Here is a 17,864-nt window from a genome sequence, read left to right as displayed (position 1 = left end):
AAAAACTTTTTAAAATATATTTTATATTTAATGTAATAAATATTTATTATTTAATTATATAAATTATATTATTATTATAAATTTAATTTCTAAATGGTCTTTTCCAAAAAATTTTAGGAGGATTTTTTTTATTATTTTTAAATATTTTAGTAATTATATTTATTACAATTAAAAATTTTTCAAAAATATTAATTTTTTGTCTTTTTTCTAAAGCTTTTTTTTTTTTTTTAATAATTTTAATACTTATTTTTTTATATATATTATATGCAATTATTATAGAAAAATATGATCTAATAGGTAATTTTAATAAACCATTAATTGAAGATTTATAAAATATTTCAGATTGATTTATTATTTTTTTAGTTATAATAATTAAATAATTAATTTTTTTATTTTTAAAAAAATTGAATTTATTTAAATTAAATTTATTAAATAAACAATTAGGTAAATAACAACGTCCATTTTTATAATCTGATAAAATATCTCTAGAAATATTTATTAATTGAAAAGCTATACCTAAATTACAAGCATAATCTAAAATTTTATTATTATAATTTTTAATAATAATTTTAACAATAATTATACCAATTACTCCAGCTACATGATAACAATATTTTAATGTATCTTCAAATGTTTCATAAAAATGATTTTTTAAATCCATTGTAAAACCTTCAATATGATCAAATATATAAATTGGAGAAATATTATATTTATAAATTATTGCTTTTAATTTATTAAAATGTGGTTCATTTATTTTTAAATTACAATAAATTTTTTGCGTATTTAATATAAAATTATAAATATGTAAAAATTTTTTTTTGGTTTTTTTTTTTTTAAATCCTAAAATTTCGTTATCAATGATATCATCACAATAACGACACCAAGAATATAAAATTAATATATTTTTTTTTACTGTACTATTTAAAAAAAAACATGAAAAATTAAAATTTTTAGATCCTTTTTTAATATCATTAATCATATATTCCTAAATTTTTAAAAATTAAACTAAATTTTTAATTATAATTTCAGAAGTTATTTTAGCAGAATTAAGTACTCCAGGTATTCCAGCTCCTGGATGAGTCCCTGATCCTACAAAAAATAAATTTTTTAAAATTTTATCTTTATTATGTATACGTAATAATGCACTTTGTAATAAATTTGGTGATATTGAAAATGAAGTTCCATTAAAATTGTTTGATACATTATTAAAATCTAATGGTGTAAAAAATTTTGAAATTATTATATTTTTAAATAAATTAGGCATATAATATTTTTCTATATATTTTAATATTCTATATTTTAATTTAGGACCTTCAATTAACCAATTTATATTTGAAATACCTAAATTAGGAACAGGTAATAATGCATAATAACTTTCGCATCCTATTGGTGCTAATGAATTATCTGTTTTACAAGGTGAATGTAAATAAATTGAAAAATCTTTAATTAAATTTTTATAGTTAAAAAGATTATTAACTATTTTTTTATAATTTGACCCCAAAAAAATAGAATGATGAGAAAATTTATTATAATTACATTTTATTCCGAAATAAATTATAAATAATGAATTACTAATATTTTTATTACTTAAATAATAACCATAAATTTTAGATTTGTAATGTTTATTTAATATATTTTTATATGTATTTATAATATCAGAATTTGATATTATTAAACTAGTTTTTAAAAATTTACCATTATTTAAATAAACTTTTTTAATCATATTTTTATTAACTTCAATATTACAAATTGTTGTATTTAATATTATTTGTCCACCTAAATCTTTATATAATTTTAACATAGCTTTAATTAAAGAATACATTCCACCTTTAGGAACCCAAACTCCCCATTTACGTTCTAATGAATGTATTAAAGTATAAATTGAAGAAGTTTGAAAAGGATTACCACCTATTAATAATGAATGAAACGAAAAAACTTGTCTTAAATGATTATCATTTATATAAGTTGATATTTTATTATATATATTATCTAATATATTTAAAATTTTAAATTTAGAAAAAATATTTAATATATTACTTTTAAATAAAAATGGTTTATCAATATATTTATTATATATTTCTGTAAAAATTCTATCGGAATAATTTAAAAATCTACGATATCCAAATATATCATTAAAATTAAATTTTTTAATTTGTTCTTCTAATAATTTTTGATTATTATTATAAATAAATGTTTTACCGCATTTCCAAAATATTTTATAAAATGGTTTAACTGGTAATAATTTAATATTGTATTTTTTATTTTTTTGAATAGATAAAATTTCTTTAATAGAATTAGGATCAGTAATAACTGTAGGACCTGTATCAAAAGTAAAACCTTTTTCTTTATAAATATTTGCACATCCTCCAGGTTTTTTTTGTTTTTCAATTACTAAAGTATTAATTCCTTTAGATTGAAGTCTAATAGCTACTGCTATTCCTCCTATTCCAGAACCAATAATTATTGCTTTTTCCATTTTAAATAAAATATTTATTTATTAAAAAACAAAAAATTTTAAAATATGAAATAGGTGGTTTGAATGACATAAATTTTATTATATCAAAACAATTTATTTTTTCTATGTAAAATTTTTTAATTAATATTTCAGGTAAATTATAAAATTTTTGAATTAATTTATAGCGTTTATTTGTATTAATTAATAAAAAAAAAATTTTATTTAATAAAATATATTTTTTTTGATTTTTATAAATATTTTTTGATAAATAATTAAATTCATTTAATATTTTTTTATAATTTAAATTATTTATTTTTAAAATTTTATTTGATAAAATTAATGATATATATAAAGAATAACCAGTTGTTGCATGAAAAAAATTACCTTTTAAACCATTTAAAATTATATTTTTAAAAATTTTATTTTTATAATTTTTAAGTTTTATTGGAATAATTCCTTGTTCTTCGCTTTTTAATTTTTTAATTATCCAATTTTTTTTTTTAATATATTTAAAAATATTATTTCTTAATAAATTTGTTTTAAAAATATTATTATTAATATAATGAGTATCTTCTATTAATAAATTATATTTTGACAATGGAATAATATAAATAAAATGAAAACTTTTTTTTTGACATATAGTAGAATCCATAATTATTGGGTAAATCAAATTATGAGGTTTTTTAAGAATCCATTCTTGACCTAAAAATAATTGCATTCCTAATTTTTCATTTTTTTTAGGATAATAACCTCTTCCATCAATTATTAAATTACAATATAAAATATTTCCATTACTTAATTGAACAAAATTTTTACCATAATTTGTAATATAAGTATTTAATATAAGGTTTTGTTTTAATTTTTTTTTTAAATAATTAAAAAAAAAATTAGATTTAATACAAAAGTAATTATTTTTAAAAATTTTTGTATAATTTGGGAATTTTATTTTATAATAATTCCATTTATTAAATATTAATTTATTTATACAATTTTTTTTATTTTTAAATATAATATTTTCAAAAAATGACCATGTATGATTATTATTTAATTTATTGTTTGAATCAATTATTAAAACTTTTAAATTTTTTTTTAATAAATTTAAAGCAATTAAACTATTTGATAACCCTGCGCCTATAAAAATTATATCGTATTTATTATTTATAAATGTCATGCAAAATAATTTATAACATAATATTTTATGGTTAAAAAAATAATTAATTTTATTTTTATAATAGTTATTTTTTTTTTTTTTAAATTTAAATATAATTTAATAAATATAGAGGTAGGTTTTTCACCTGGTAAAACAGCTGAAAATATAATTTTAAAATCAATAAATAATTCAAAAAAAACTATTGATATTGCAGCTTATTCATTTACAAATAAACCTATAGCTATTCTATTAAACAAAGCATACAACAGAGGAGTTAAAATACGTGTTGTTGTAGATAAAAAATCAAATACTGGAAAATATACAATAATTAAATATTTAAGAAAACATAATATAAAAGTTAAATTAAATAATAAATATTCAATAATGCACAATAAATTTATGATTATTGATAACAATTCAGTTGAAACTGGTTCATTTAATTATACCAATAATGCTATATACAGAAACGCAGAGAATGTTATCTTAATTAAAAATATATATAATATTACTAAAATTTATAAAAATGAATTTAATATTTTATGGAAAGAATCAATTAAATTTTAAAATTATTAAATATAACAATTTATAAATTAAAATTATATTAAAATTAATAATTTTATTTTTTTTTAAAAATACGGTTAAAACGTTTTCTTTCGCTATCTTTAAGATATTTTTTTCGTAAACGAATAGATTTAGGTGTAATTTCAATTAATTCATCATCTTCTATAAATTGTATTGCTTTTTCTAAAGTAATTTTAATAGGTGTAATTAATGTTATTGCATCATCTGAGCCTGCTGCTCTCATGTTTGTTAATTTTTTACCAGTTATACAATTTACCGTTAAATCATTTGAGCGAGAATTTATTCCAATTATTTGACCTTCATAAACTTTTTCACCATGATTTATAAATAATTTACCTCTATTTTGCAAATTAAATAATGCAAACGCAAGAGATTTACCTTTATTATTAGATATTAATACACCGTTAGATCTTTTATTAATTTCATTGTTACAAATATTATCATAATGACTAAAAGCAGAATGCATTAATCCTGAACCATTAGTTATTGTTATAAAATCAGATCTAAATCCTATTAAATTACGTGAAGATATTAAATATTCTAATCTAATTTGTTCTTTAGTATATGGTATTATACTCTTTAAAATTCCTTTTCTTTTACCTAAAGATTTTATAATTACGCCTTGATATTTTTTTTTAATATCTAATAATAAATTTTCAAACGGTTCTTTTATAATATTATTAATTTTTTTTGTAATAATTTTAGGTCTAGAAACAGATAATTCAAATCCTTCTCTTCTCATATTTTCAATTAAAATTGACAAATGTAATTCACCTCTCCCAGAAACTTTAAATGTATTAGTATCTTTTGTTTCTTCTACTTTTAATGATACATTAGTTAATGTTTCTTTTTTTAATCTCTTTAAAATTTGTCTTGAAGTTATAAAATTCCCTTCTATACCACTAAAAGGTGAATCATTAACATTAAAAAACATAGTTATAGTAGGGTCTTCAATTAAAAGCGGAGGTATTGGTTTAATATTATTAATATCACATATAGTATCTGAAATATTTAAATTACCTAAACCTGTTATTGCAACAATATCTCCAGCATATGCATTTTCTATTTCGATACGTTTTAAACCTAAATAACTGATTATTTTGCAAATATTTGCGTTTCTTATTTTACCTTCTTTATTAATAATAATAACCGGTTGATTATTATATAATTTACCACTTTTAATTCTTCCTATGCCAATTGTACCTAAATAATTGTTATATTCTAATTGTGAGATTTGCATACGTAATTTTTTATTAATATTATTTTTAGGAGGAGATACATCATTAATAATTGTTTTTAATAGAGGTACCATATCTTTTTTCATATTTTTATAATCAATACCAGATATACCATTTATAGCTGATGTATAAATAACAGGAAAATCAAGTTGATCATCATTAGCTTTTAAATTAACAAATAAATCAAAAGTTTTATTTAATACCCAGTCTGGACGAGCTCCAGGTCTATCAATTTTATTAATAACAAGAATTATTTTTAAATTATTTAAAAAAGCTTTTTGTGTTACAAAACGAGTTTGAGGCATAGGACCTTCTAAAGCATCAACAATTAAAACCGCTGCATCAACCATTGATAAAATTCTTTCAACTTCACCTCCAAAATCAGAATGTCCTGGAGTATCAATAATATTAATACGATATCCATTCCATATAATAGCAGTATTTTTAGAAAAAATAGTAATACCTCTTTCTTTTTCTAATTCATTAGAATCCATTATTCTTTCATAATTAATATTATTTTTAATTATTCCAGATTGTTGCAATAATTTATCAACTAAAGTAGTTTTACCGTGATCAATATGTGCAATAATAGCTATATTTCTTATTTTTTTATTCATATTATATTCCATTAAATATATATTTTTTATATTTATATAATAGTTATAACTTCATTTGAATTTATAAATACTTATAATAAATTAATATATATTTTATAAATTTAAACAATTATTTAAAAATAAATAAAATTAAAATAATAATAATGAATAATTCAATTAAAACTCAAGTTGTAGTAATTGGTTCTGGTCCAGCTGGATACTCTTCAGCATTTAGATGTGCTGATTTAGGTTTTAAAACTATTATAATAGAACGTTATAAAAAATTAGGTGGAATATGCTTAAATGTTGGATGTATACCATCTAAATCTTTATTATATATTTCTAAAATTATTGAAGAAATTAAAATTTTAACTACTAAAAATATTATATCATGTAATTTTAATAATAATATTAACAAAATTAGAGAATGGAAAGATAATATAATTAATAAAATAAATAAAGGTATTTTAAATTTATCAAAACTTAGAAAAATTACAATAATTAATGGTATTGCTAAATTCAAGGATATTAATACATTAATAATTGAAAATAATCAAAAAAAAATTGAATTAATTTTTAATTTCGCAATTATAGCAACTGGATCAAGACCAATAAAATTACCATTTTTATTAAAGAAAAATTCAATTATTTGGGATTCAAATGATGCTTTAAAATTATTAGAAATACCATCTAAATTATTAATAATAGGTGGAGGAATAATTGGAATGGAAATGAGTTATATATATAATGCATTAGGTTCTAAAGTAGATATAATTGAATTAAATAATCAAATAATACCTGAAGCTGATAAAGATATTTCAGAAATTTTATATAAAATTATGTATAAAAAAATAAATATAATGTTAAATACTTCTGTTAATGAAATAAAAATTAATAAAAATTTTGCATACGTTCAAATAAAATTTAAAAATCATACAGAAATAAAAAAATACAATAAAGTATTAGTTGCTATAGGTCGAAAACCTAATACTGATAATATAAATATTGAAAAAATAGGTGTTATTAAAAAAACCAATGGTTTTATAAAAACTGATAAACAATTAAGAACAAATATTAATAACATTTTTGCAATTGGAGATATTACTGGACAACCTATGTTAGCACACAAAGCAATACACGAAGGCCATATTGCAGCATCTATTATTGCTGGTAATAATTATATTATTTTTAATAAAAAAAATATTCCATTAATAGCATATACTGATCCTGAAGTGGCTTGGGTGGGAATAACTGAAAAAAAAGCATTTAAAAATAATATAAATTATAAAACTTCTATTTTTCCATGGACAGCTTCTGGTAGAGCAATTATTTCAAATTGTGAAAAAGGTATAACTAAATTAATTTTTGAAAATAAAACAAACAGAATTATTGGAGGAGCAATTGTTGGAACACATGGGGGGGAATTATTAGGAGAAATTTGTTTAGCAATAGAAATGGGTTGTGATGTTGAAGATATTGCATTAACTATTCACGCTCATCCTACATTAAATGAAACTATAGGCTTAGCCGCTGAACTTTATTCAGGTGTAATAACTGATCTTCCAAATAATAACCCAAAAAATTAATAAATTATTTTTATAAATATAAAACTAAAATATTTTAAAATTTAATGGTGACTATAACTCAGTTGGTAGAGTTCTGGATTGTGGTTCCAGTTGTCATGGGTTCGATTCCCATTAGTCACCTAAATATATTAAATATATTAAATATATTAAATATGTGTTATTAAATTGTTATAACGGTGAGTAGCGCAGCTTGGTAGCGCAACTGGTTTGGGACCAGTAGGTCAGGGGTTCAAATCCTCTCTCGCCGATATTTTTAAAATAATATAAATTTTAATAATATTTTATAATATTTTTACCAATAAGCTTTATATATTTAATATTTAATTAAATTATTTATTTTAAAATTATATTTATAAAAAAATATTAATGTATTTCATTTTAAATATTTTTAACTTTATTTATTAATAATTTAAATGTAACTTTATCAAATATTGCGATATCAGAAAGTATTTTACGATTTATTATTATTGATAATTTTTTAAGACCATTTATAAAATTATTATATTTTAAATTTTGTTTACAAACAGCAGCATTAATTCTAGTAATCCATAATTTCCTAAATATACGTTTACGTTGTTTTCTATCACGATACGCATATTGACCAGCTTTAATAATTGATTGATAAACAACTCTATAAACTCTAGATCTAGCTCCGTAATAACCTTTAGCATATTTAATATATTTTTTATGACGAGCATGAGCAATAACACCACGTTTAATATGAGTCATATTAACCTTTTTAAATTATTTTAATTTTAAATCTTAAGATAAGGTAAGCATGAATTTATTAAAGACAAATCATTTTTTGAAACTATACTTTTAGAACGCAAATGACGTTTACGTTTTGTAGTTTTTTTTGTAAGAATATGATTTAAATTAGCATGTTTTCTTTTAAAATTTTTTTTTTTTTTAATAAAACGTTTATAAGCACTACGAATAGTTTTAATTTTTAACATTTAATTAAATTTTTTTATCCATTTTAAAATTATAAATTATTTTAAATTGAATTATTTTTTGGAGCAAGAATCATTAATAATTGTTGATTTTCTAATTTTTTAGAAAATGATTCAATAATAGCAATTTTTAAATTATCACAAATATTTTTTTTAATACGCTCTAAAATATTTTCTCCTAAATTTTTATGAATTGTTTCTCTGCCTTTAAATTTAATAGTAATTTTAGTTTTATTACCATTTTTTAAAAATTTAATAATTTTTTTAGTTTTAATAATATAATCATTATTATTTGTTACTGGTCTAAATTTAATTTCTTTAATTTGTAATATTTTATTGTTTTTTTTTTTAATAATTCTCTTTTTTTTATATAAAAATTTACCATAATTCATTAATTTACAAATAGGAGGTGTAGTATTAGAATTAATTTCAACTAAATCTAAATTTAATTCTTCTGATTTTAAAAGTGCTTCATTTAAACTAAATATTCCAATAAGTTTTCCGTTTTCATTATTTAATCTAACTTTACTTAATTTTAAATTATTTATTTTTTTATTATAATATAAATTTGATTTTTTAATAATTTTAATAATTAATCTCCATTATTTTATAAATTTTATATTTTAAAAAATTTAAAATTAAAAAATATTTTCGAGATAACGTTCTGCATCTAATGCAGCCATACACCCTGTTGCCGCTGAAGTAATTGCTTGACGATAAACTCTATCCATAACATCACCTGCTGCAAAAATACCACTAATATTTGTTTGAGTTTTATTAAATTCTTCATTTTTAACTTTTATAAAACCATTTTTTAATTTTAATTGACCATCAAAAATATTGGTATTAGGTTTATATCCTATTGCAATAAAAATTCCATCAACTAAAATATTTTTTATATAATTTTTATTAATAACATTTTCAATGTTTATATTAGTTACTATTTCTTTATTACCATTAATCTCTTTAACAATATAATTAGTATATATAAAAATTTTTTTGCTTTTAATTTTTTTTTTTAATCTGTCAATTAAAATTTTTTCAGCTTTAAATTTTTCATTTCTATGTATTAAATGTACTTCTTCAGCAATATTAGATAAATATAATGTTTCTTCAATTGCATTATTACCTCCACCTATTACAGCAACTTTTTTATTTTTATATATAAAACCATCACATACTGCACAAGTAGAAATACCTTTTCCTTTATAAAACTTTTCAGATGGAATTTCTAAATATTTAGCTGTTGCTCCAGTTGCTATAATTAATGAATCACATGTATATATATTTTTTTCACCTATTAAAATAAAGGGTTTTTTAGCAAAATTAGTACTTTTAATAAAATCAAAAATAATATTAGTATTAAATTTTTCAGCATGTTTACGCATACGATCCATTAAATTTTGACCTGTAATTTTTTTTTTATCACCAGGCCAATTTTCAATCGTATTAGTTTTTATTAATTGCCCACCTTGTTCTAAACCAGTAATTAATAATGGTTTAAGATTAGCTCTGGCTCCATATATTGATGCAGTATAACCCGCTGGACCAGAGCCTATAATTAATAATTTACTATGTTTATTATTTAACATAACTACCTTAAAATATAAAAACTATTAAATTTACGATTATTAATAATTTGAAATTAAAAAAATTAAAATTAAAAATTAAATTAATATTTATTACAATTATTTAATATATTAAAAATCAATATTTGAATTTATAAAAATAATTCATAAATATATAATTTTATAAACTTAAAACACCTAATTTATAACCAATTATTCCTATTCCAAAAAAAATTAATATTATCCAAAGTGCATTTATTTTTTTTAGAAACCACATACATAAAAATGTTAATAATAATGGAATTAAACCAGGCATTAATTGATCTAAAATATTTTGCATTGTTGTAATTTTAATATTACCTGAAGAATCATTAACTTTAGATATTATAATTGGAATATTAACATGAGTCCATTTATTTACTAAAGCACCCATTACAAATAATCCTAAAATAGATGCTCCCTCTGTAATTTTTTGTAATACACCATTACTAATATCTTTTATAATATTTAAACCTTTTTTATATCCATAAAAAACACCAAAATAACGCATAGTTAATCTAATTATATTGAATAATATAAAAAAAATTACTGGTCCTAACAAACTACCACTCATTGCTATTCCTGCTCCTAAAGCAGATAAAATAGGTCTAATAGTACCCCAAAAAATCGGATCACCAACACCAGCAAATGGCCCCATTAATCCTATTTTAATACTATTAATAGTAGAATTATTAATATTAAAACCATTAGCTTTTTGTTCTTCTAAAGCTAAAATAACGCCAATAATTGGCGCAGCTATATATGGATGGGTGTTAAAAAATTCAAGATGTCTTTGAATAGCTTGTCGTCTATCATTTGTTTTTTTAGGATATAATCTACGTATTGCTGGAATTATTGAAAAACAAAATCCTAAAGCTTGCATACGTTCAAAATTCCAAGATCCTTGAAATAAATTTGAACGCAATATAACTTTATTAATATCCATAAAAGTTAATTTTTTTAACATAAACAATATAACCTTTAATCTAATTCATCATCAATATTACTATTTTTAATATCATTATTTTTTATATATTTATTCTTATAATATTTAGGATTTAATTGTATATAAATAATAGCCATTATAATACCAATCATTCCTAATGCAACTAAATTAAAATTTGTAAATGCAGCTATAACAAAACCTGCATAAAAGAAAGGCATTAAATATGCTGCACTCATCATATTAATTACCATAGCATAGCCTACTACAACAATAATACCCCCTGAAATATTTAAACCTGTTGTTATATATTCTGGTATTGAATTTAGTATATTATTTACACTTGGGGATTTAATTGAAAAGATAAAAATTAATGTTGGTATAGCAATTCTCATAGCTTGTATCATTAATGCTAAAATATGTATAAAACTTATTGTTTTTAAATTATTTTTTTTTGCTGCGTTATCAGCAGCATGTTGCATTACTATTGTTAATGTACGTACAATAATAGTTAGAACTTGACCAGTTGCTGCTAATGGTATTGCTAATGCTATACCAGATCCAATTTTTTGACCACCAGCAATTACTAAAATAGTTGATATAATAGAAGCCAAAGCTGCATCAGGAGCCACTGCAGCACCAACATTCATCCATCCTAAAGATATCATTTCTAAAGTACCACCTATAATAAATCCTGTTTTAATATCACCTAATATATATCCAATTAATGCACAAGTAATTAATGGTCTATGAAATTGAAATTCATCTAATACTGCCCCCATACCTGCAATAAATGAAACTATAAAAATCAAACAAATTTGTAACGTATTAATTTCCATATATGTTTCCTAATTATATAATTAAAAATTATTTTATTATATATTTTGAAGCATTTATTAAAACCATAATATTAACTTTTTTATCACTAGATATTTTTCTGGCTTCTAATTCTATTCCTAAATTTTTTAACTCTTCAAATGCTTCAATATCTTTATGATCTACAGAAATAAAATTATTTATTTGAATTTTTCCTTTTTTATATGACATACCACCAATATTTATTGATTTAATTATTACTCCTTTTTTAATAATTCTTAAAACATCATTAGGATTTGTAAAAAGTAACATTACATTATCATTAGAATATTTAGGATTATTCCAAACACGAATTGCTTTATCAATTCCTACGACATGTGCTGTAATTCCAGGAGGAGAAACTTGTGTTAATAAAGTTTTTCTTACATTATCATTATTTACTTCATCATTTATTACAATAATTCTGTTAATATTTATTTCTTTAACCCATCTAGTTACAATTTGACCATGAATTAATCTATCATCAATTCTAGCTAATACAATTTTCATATGTTTTTTATTAATATTATTATTATTATTATTATTATTATTATTATTATTATTATTATTATTATTATTATTATTATTAGTATTATTATTATTATTATTATTATTATTATTATTATTATTTTTATAAACATTTTTATTTTTAAATGACTTTATTCCCTTTTGGCCATTATTAAGAGCTATTAAAACTAATTTATCAAGTGTTAAACAATCTTCTTTAGCCATAAATAATTCTATTAACATAGGTATATTAACACCAGAAATAATTTCGATATTTTTTTTTTTAATTGCAATACGACTAGCAACATTAAATGGACTACCACCCCAAATATCTACTAAAAAAATAATACCATCTTTAATATTTAAAGTGTTAATTGTTTCATTATATTTTTTAAATAAATCATCAGTATTATCACCAATTAAAAAATCAACACAAGCTACATTTTTTTGTTTACCTATTAACATTTCAGTTGTTAATAACAAATTTTGAGAAACAGTACCATGTGTAGTTATTATTATAGCTACTTTCAAAATTATTTCCTTAAATGAATTATTAAATTAATTAATAATATTATATTTATTAATAATAATATTTTTAAATTAAGATAAAATAATAATTTAAATATTTTATAAATATTTATTAAATTTTAAAATTAAAAATTTTAAATTTAATTATTATTTTAATTTTAATTAATCCAATGTAAATGCCAATTTTTTAATTTTGATAATTTAACAGCTTGTTTTACTGCGTCATCAAAATCTCCAATTTTATCTATAAGTTTATTATATTTTGCTTCTTTTCCTATAAATATACGTCCTTGACTAATATTATTTATTTCTTTAGGTGTTAATTGTCTGTTTTTAGAAATTAATTTTATAAAATATTCATAACCATTTTTAATATTTAATTCTATAAGTTTAGATGTATAAGGTGATAATGATTTATTTATTTTAAAATTTAATGTAGGAAAAATATTTGATCCATCATAATTTATACCTAATAAATTTAAAGTTTTTTCATAAGTATTTATTATATTAAAAACCCCAATAGATCCTGTAATTGTACTCTTATCTGCAATTATTATATTTGACGGTATTGAAATCCAATATCCTCCAGAAGCACTTAAATTGCCCATAGATGTTATAACAGGTTTATTTGAAAATCTTAAATTTGAAACTTCAATTCTTATATTTTCTGAAGCAATAATATTACCTCCTGGACTATTTATTTTTAAAATAACTGCTTTTACATTTGGATTTAAACGAGCTTTTTTTAATTTTTCTGAAATTATTGTACTATTTATAATTTTTCCATTTATAAAAATTACTGATATTTCATAACTTTTTTCAAAAGATTCTTTAATTTTATAATTATAAAAATTTAAAAATTTAAAATTATTTTTATATTTATTAAAACCAAAAATTTTAATAAAATTTGATTTAATCTTAAAAGGAGATAATACTTTATCAACTAATTTTTTTTTTAAATTATATTTATTGATATTATTTATTTTATTTGTTTTTTTAAAAAATTCATTTATATTAGGTATTATATTACATAATTTTATTTTTCTATTCTTTGATATATCATCAATATAATTTAACCACAATTTTTTCAACCATTTATTTTCTAATTGTTTAGTTTTGTTTGGTATGTTATCACAAATATTAGATTCAATTGCATTTTTTTCAAAACCTACTCTAAAAATATGAGAATTTATTTTTAATTTATTAAATAAAGATTTATAATAAAATTTATCATTATATAATCCGTATAAATCTATCAAACCTTTAGGATATATATATATTACATTAGCGTAACTAGCTAAATAATATTGAGATTGATTATAATTATTACTAACAGCATAAACAGGTTTTCCGCTTTTTTTAAATTCATTTAATGCTTTACCTATATATTCTAATGAAATTTGATCTGTTCCTAAAAAATTATTTAATTTTAATATTATACCAATAATATTTTTATTATTTTTTGATAAACGAATAATTTTAATTATATTAAATAATATATTTTTAATAATTTTCCCATTGTTTATATCCCATAATTTAAATCCAAATTTATTCCATGAATTATCAATATTTTTATTTTCAACAATAATACCATTAATATTAAATAATAAAGCTGTTTTTTCGTTAATATTTTGTAATGGTTTTTTAATATATATATTTAAAAACAATATTATTAATATAATAAATATTATTAAAAATAATTTTTTAATTAATTTTAATAAATAATATATAATTTTTAGAATATTTTTAATTAAAAAAAATAATATTTTCATATTATTACTATTATAAATTACTTAATTACATTTAAAAATATTAAAATATAAATTTATTTTATAATTTATTTAAATTTTATTATTTACACAAATTAAATAAATTTAAATTATTTTAAGATACGGAATAATATGAAAAAAAAAAAAAAGGAAATGATAATTACATGCGCATTTCCATATTCTAATGGTTTTATTCATATAGGACATTTACTAGAACATATTCAAGCTGATATATGGGTTCGTTTTAATAAATTAATTGGTAATAAAGTATATTTCATATGTTCAGATGATACCCATGGTACAGCTATTATGTTAAAAGCTATTATTAAAAAAACTATACCTAAAAATATAATTTTTGAAATGTATAAATCACATATAATAGAATTTAAAAAATTTAATATTGAATACGATAAATATTATTTTACTCATAATAAAGAAAATAAAATTTTAACAAATTTATTATTTGATAGACTTAAACATAATGGATATATAAAAAAAAAAATTTGTAAACAATTATACGATATTAAAAAAAAAATTTTTTTACCAGATCGTTTTATTAAAGGTAAATGCCCAAAATGTTATGCATATAATCAATATGGTGATAACTGCGAAATATGTGGTGCTTTTTATAAATCAACAGAATTAATTAAACCTAAATCTACAATTACAGGATTAAAACCTATAATTAAAAAAACAACACATTATTTTTTAAAATTATTTTTATTTAAAAAAAAAATAAATAATTGGTTGAATTTAAAAGTTATTCAAAATAATGTATTAAATAAAGTATTAGAATGGTTTAAAAAAGAAATTAAAGCTTGGAATATTTCTAGAAACAATCCATATTTTGGTTTTAAAATACCAGGAGAAAATAAAAAATATTTCTATGTTTGGTTTGATGCTCTTATAGGTTATATAGGGACTTTTAAAATTTTATGCAATTATAATAAAAAAATAAATTTTGATAATTTTTGGTATAAAAAAACAAAAATTGAATTATATCATTTTATTGGTAAAGATATTATATATTTTCATAGTTTATTTTGGCCTTCTATTTTAGAAGGTAGTAATTTAAGAAAACCTACAAAATTATTTGTGCATGGTCATATTACTATTAATAATAATAAAATATCAAAATCAAAAAAAACTTATATAAATATAAATTATTATTTTAAAAAAAAAAATTCTGATTTTTTACGTTATTATTATGCTAGTAAATTATCAAATTCGATAAAAGATATAGAATTTAATATTAAAAATTTTATAGAAATAATAAATAATGATATTATTAATAAATTAGCTAATTTAATTTCTAGAAATTCATCTTTCATAAATAATTATTATTATAATAAATTATCTAATATTTTAAAGTATTCAAAAATCTACCAAATATTTATAAATGAATCAAAAAATATATCTAATTTATATATAAATATGAAATTTGATATAATTATAAATATAATTATGAAATTAGTTGATTTAGCTAATTTTTATATTAACATTAAAAAACCATGGTATTTATTTAAAAAAAAATTGTATAATAATAAATTACAAATGATATGTACAATAGGTATTAATTTATTTAAAATTTTAATAACATATTTAAAACCTATATTACCTATTTTTACATTTAAAAGTGAATTTTTATTAAACACAAAATTAACTTGGATTGGAATTAAAAAACCTTTATTAGGTAATAAAATTAAAAAATTCAAAAAATTTTTCCATCGTATAAAATTAAATGAAATACTTTAAAATTAATAAAATTTAATATATTTTGTAAAATATAAAAATTATTTCCATAAAATTAAACAAAAATTTTTTTTTCCCATTTTTATTATTGTATAACATCCATAAAAAAAATCAGATTTTTTAAAAATATATTTTGGATTTAATTGCTTTGTATTATTAACACTAATAGCATTAGATTTTATAATATTATACGCAACAGTATAAGATGAAGCAAAACCTGCAATAACAATAGATTTTTGAAGATTTGAGTTTTTCTCTAAATATATAAAGGGCATACTATCTTGTTTTAATTGTAAAAAATCAAGTTTAGTCATATTATTAAAAACTCCAGTAAATAAACATTTTGTAATACGTTCAGCAGAATTAAGTTCTTTTTTACCATGAACCATCAAAGTAATTTCTTTAGCTAAAATATATTGTGCTTTAGGTTTGTTTTTTTTTTTTATTTCTTCTTTTTCTAAATTATTAATTTTTTTTAAACTTATAAATGTAAATAATTTTAAAAATTTATAAACATCATTATCATTTATATTAACCCAAAATTGATAAAATTTATATGGACTAGTTTTTTTTTTAGATAACCAAATTGTTTTATTTTCTGTTTTACCATATTTAATACCATTAGATTGTTTAATAAGTGTTAAAGTTATTCCGTAAGTTTTTTTTTTATAAATATTTTTAATTAAATTAATTCCAGAAACAATATTTCCCCATTGATCAGATCCACCAATTTGTAAACATACATTATATTTAATATATAATTTTAAAAAATCAAAACTTTGTAATATATTATACGAAAATTCAGTGTAAGAAATTTTTTTTTCATCATTTTTTAAACGTTGTTTAACAAATTCCTTTTTAATCATTTGATTTATTGAGAAAAATTTCCCTATATTATACAAAAAATCTAAAATATTTATATTATTAAACCAATTATAATTATTTATTATAATTGCATTATTTAAAATACAATTAAAATCTAAAAATTTTTTAATTTGTTTTTTAATTTTTATAGACCAAATATTAATATTATTTTGTTTATTAAGTTTTCTTTCATTTATTTTAAAACTAGGATCACCTATTAAACTTGTAGCTCCGCCAATTAATATTATAGGTTTATGACCATATAATTGAAATCTTTTTAATGATAAAAGAGGTATTAAATGCCCAATATGCAAACTATCAGATGTAGGATCAAAACCACAATATAATGAAATTTTTTTTTTAGATAATAATTTAATTATTTTTTTTTCTTCTGTAACTTGATTTATTAATAATCTTTTTTTTAATTTTTGAATTATGTTATAATTTTTCATATTTATTTTAAAATTTAAAATTATTTA

General features: G+C 18.8%; 16 protein-coding genes and 2 tRNA genes. 5 read left to right on the top strand and 13 right to left on the bottom strand.

What is annotated here, in order from left to right; translation table 11 throughout:
• Positions 1-82: 82 nt before the first annotated feature.
• The 3 genes from MEJ61_RS01195 to crtY are packed head-to-tail and all read right to left on the bottom strand — an operon-like array spanning position 83 to position 3,626.
• Positions 83-979, bottom strand: coding sequence for a phytoene/squalene synthase family protein (locus tag MEJ61_RS01195; RefSeq protein WP_459563262.1), 897 nt, complete (start codon positions 977-979; stop codon positions 83-85).
• A gap of 21 nt (positions 980-1,000) precedes the next feature.
• On the bottom strand, positions 1,001-2,476 hold the full coding sequence (gene crtI / locus MEJ61_RS01190; RefSeq protein ID WP_459563406.1) for a phytoene desaturase family protein: 1,476 nt from the start codon (positions 2,474-2,476) through the stop codon (positions 1,001-1,003).
• 1 nt (position 2,477) lies between these two features.
• The gene (gene crtY, locus MEJ61_RS01185; protein WP_459563260.1) at positions 2,478-3,626 is read right to left on the bottom strand and encodes a lycopene beta-cyclase CrtY; all 1,149 of its coding nucleotides are present in this window, start codon (positions 3,624-3,626) and stop codon (positions 2,478-2,480) included.
• Positions 3,627-3,653: 27 nt separating this feature from the next.
• Here crtY and MEJ61_RS01180 point away from each other — a divergent pair, with 27 nt between their 5' ends.
• Positions 3,654-4,169 (top strand): phospholipase D family nuclease, encoded by a 516-nt coding sequence (locus tag MEJ61_RS01180; protein WP_459563259.1) that lies wholly within the window; start codon positions 3,654-3,656, stop codon positions 4,167-4,169.
• Between the two features lie 52 nt (positions 4,170-4,221).
• Here the strand turns inward: MEJ61_RS01180 and typA are convergent, their stop codons facing one another.
• A complete protein-coding gene (typA, locus tag MEJ61_RS01175) occupies positions 4,222-6,042 on the bottom strand; it encodes a translational GTPase TypA (RefSeq protein ID WP_459563258.1) in 1,821 nt (606 codons plus the stop codon).
• Between the two features lie 140 nt (positions 6,043-6,182).
• On the opposite strand from typA, the gene lpdA reads away from it, so the two are divergent.
• The 3 genes from lpdA (at position 6,183) to MEJ61_RS01160 (ending at position 7,855) form a co-directional block, all read left to right on the top strand.
• On the top strand, positions 6,183-7,607 hold the full coding sequence (gene lpdA, locus MEJ61_RS01170; RefSeq protein WP_459563442.1) for a dihydrolipoyl dehydrogenase: 1,425 nt from the start codon (positions 6,183-6,185) through the stop codon (positions 7,605-7,607).
• A 47-nt stretch (positions 7,608-7,654) separates the two neighbouring features.
• Positions 7,655-7,727, top strand: a tRNA-His gene (locus MEJ61_RS01165).
• Between the two features lie 54 nt (positions 7,728-7,781).
• Positions 7,782-7,855, top strand: a tRNA-Pro gene (locus tag MEJ61_RS01160).
• A 130-nt stretch (positions 7,856-7,985) separates the two neighbouring features.
• On the opposite strand, the gene rplT is transcribed toward MEJ61_RS01160, so the two are convergent.
• From rplT to sppA, 8 genes are all read right to left on the bottom strand, one after another.
• Positions 7,986-8,336, bottom strand: a complete 351-nt coding sequence (rplT, locus tag MEJ61_RS01155) for a 50S ribosomal protein L20 (RefSeq protein ID WP_459563257.1) — start codon at positions 8,334-8,336, stop codon at positions 7,986-7,988.
• A gap of 26 nt (positions 8,337-8,362) precedes the next feature.
• Entirely contained in the window at positions 8,363-8,563 is a 201-nt protein-coding gene (rpmI, locus tag MEJ61_RS01150; RefSeq protein WP_459563256.1) for a 50S ribosomal protein L35, read from the bottom strand.
• A gap of 41 nt (positions 8,564-8,604) precedes the next feature.
• A complete protein-coding gene (gene infC, locus MEJ61_RS01145; protein ID WP_459563368.1) occupies positions 8,605-9,108 on the bottom strand; it encodes a translation initiation factor IF-3 in 504 nt (167 codons plus the stop codon).
• A 90-nt stretch (positions 9,109-9,198) separates the two neighbouring features.
• Entirely contained in the window at positions 9,199-10,152 is a 954-nt protein-coding gene (gene trxB / locus MEJ61_RS01140; RefSeq protein WP_459563255.1) for a thioredoxin-disulfide reductase, read from the bottom strand.
• A gap of 157 nt (positions 10,153-10,309) precedes the next feature.
• On the bottom strand, positions 10,310-11,134 hold the full coding sequence (gene manZ / locus MEJ61_RS01135) for a PTS mannose transporter subunit IID (RefSeq protein ID WP_459563405.1): 825 nt from the start codon (positions 11,132-11,134) through the stop codon (positions 10,310-10,312).
• A gap of 14 nt (positions 11,135-11,148) precedes the next feature.
• Positions 11,149-11,949, bottom strand: coding sequence for a PTS mannose/fructose/sorbose transporter subunit IIC (locus MEJ61_RS01130; RefSeq protein ID WP_459563253.1), 801 nt, complete (start codon positions 11,947-11,949; stop codon positions 11,149-11,151).
• 28 nt (positions 11,950-11,977) lie between these two features.
• The gene (gene manX / locus MEJ61_RS01125; RefSeq protein WP_459563404.1) at positions 11,978-13,003 is read right to left on the bottom strand and encodes a PTS mannose transporter subunit IIAB; all 1,026 of its coding nucleotides are present in this window, start codon (positions 13,001-13,003) and stop codon (positions 11,978-11,980) included.
• Between the two features lie 155 nt (positions 13,004-13,158).
• Positions 13,159-14,772, bottom strand: a complete 1,614-nt coding sequence (gene sppA / locus MEJ61_RS01120) for a signal peptide peptidase SppA (RefSeq protein ID WP_459563251.1) — start codon at positions 14,770-14,772, stop codon at positions 13,159-13,161.
• Between the two features lie 96 nt (positions 14,773-14,868).
• On the opposite strand from sppA, the gene metG reads away from it, so the two are divergent.
• Positions 14,869-16,524 (top strand): methionine--tRNA ligase, encoded by a 1,656-nt coding sequence (gene metG / locus MEJ61_RS01115; protein WP_459563441.1) that lies wholly within the window; start codon positions 14,869-14,871, stop codon positions 16,522-16,524.
• Between the two features lie 38 nt (positions 16,525-16,562).
• On the opposite strand, the gene tyrS is transcribed toward metG, so the two are convergent.
• The gene (gene tyrS / locus MEJ61_RS01110) at positions 16,563-17,837 is read right to left on the bottom strand and encodes a tyrosine--tRNA ligase (protein ID WP_459563403.1); all 1,275 of its coding nucleotides are present in this window, start codon (positions 17,835-17,837) and stop codon (positions 16,563-16,565) included.
• Positions 17,838-17,864: the final 27 nt, after the last annotated feature.

Origin of the sequence: Candidatus Psyllophila symbiotica (assembly GCF_029910555.1) — a bacterium.
GTDB lineage: Bacteria > Pseudomonadota > Gammaproteobacteria > Enterobacterales > Enterobacteriaceae_A.
Note: the sequence above shows the minus strand (reverse complement) of the source record. Positions and strands in the feature narration are given on the sequence as shown.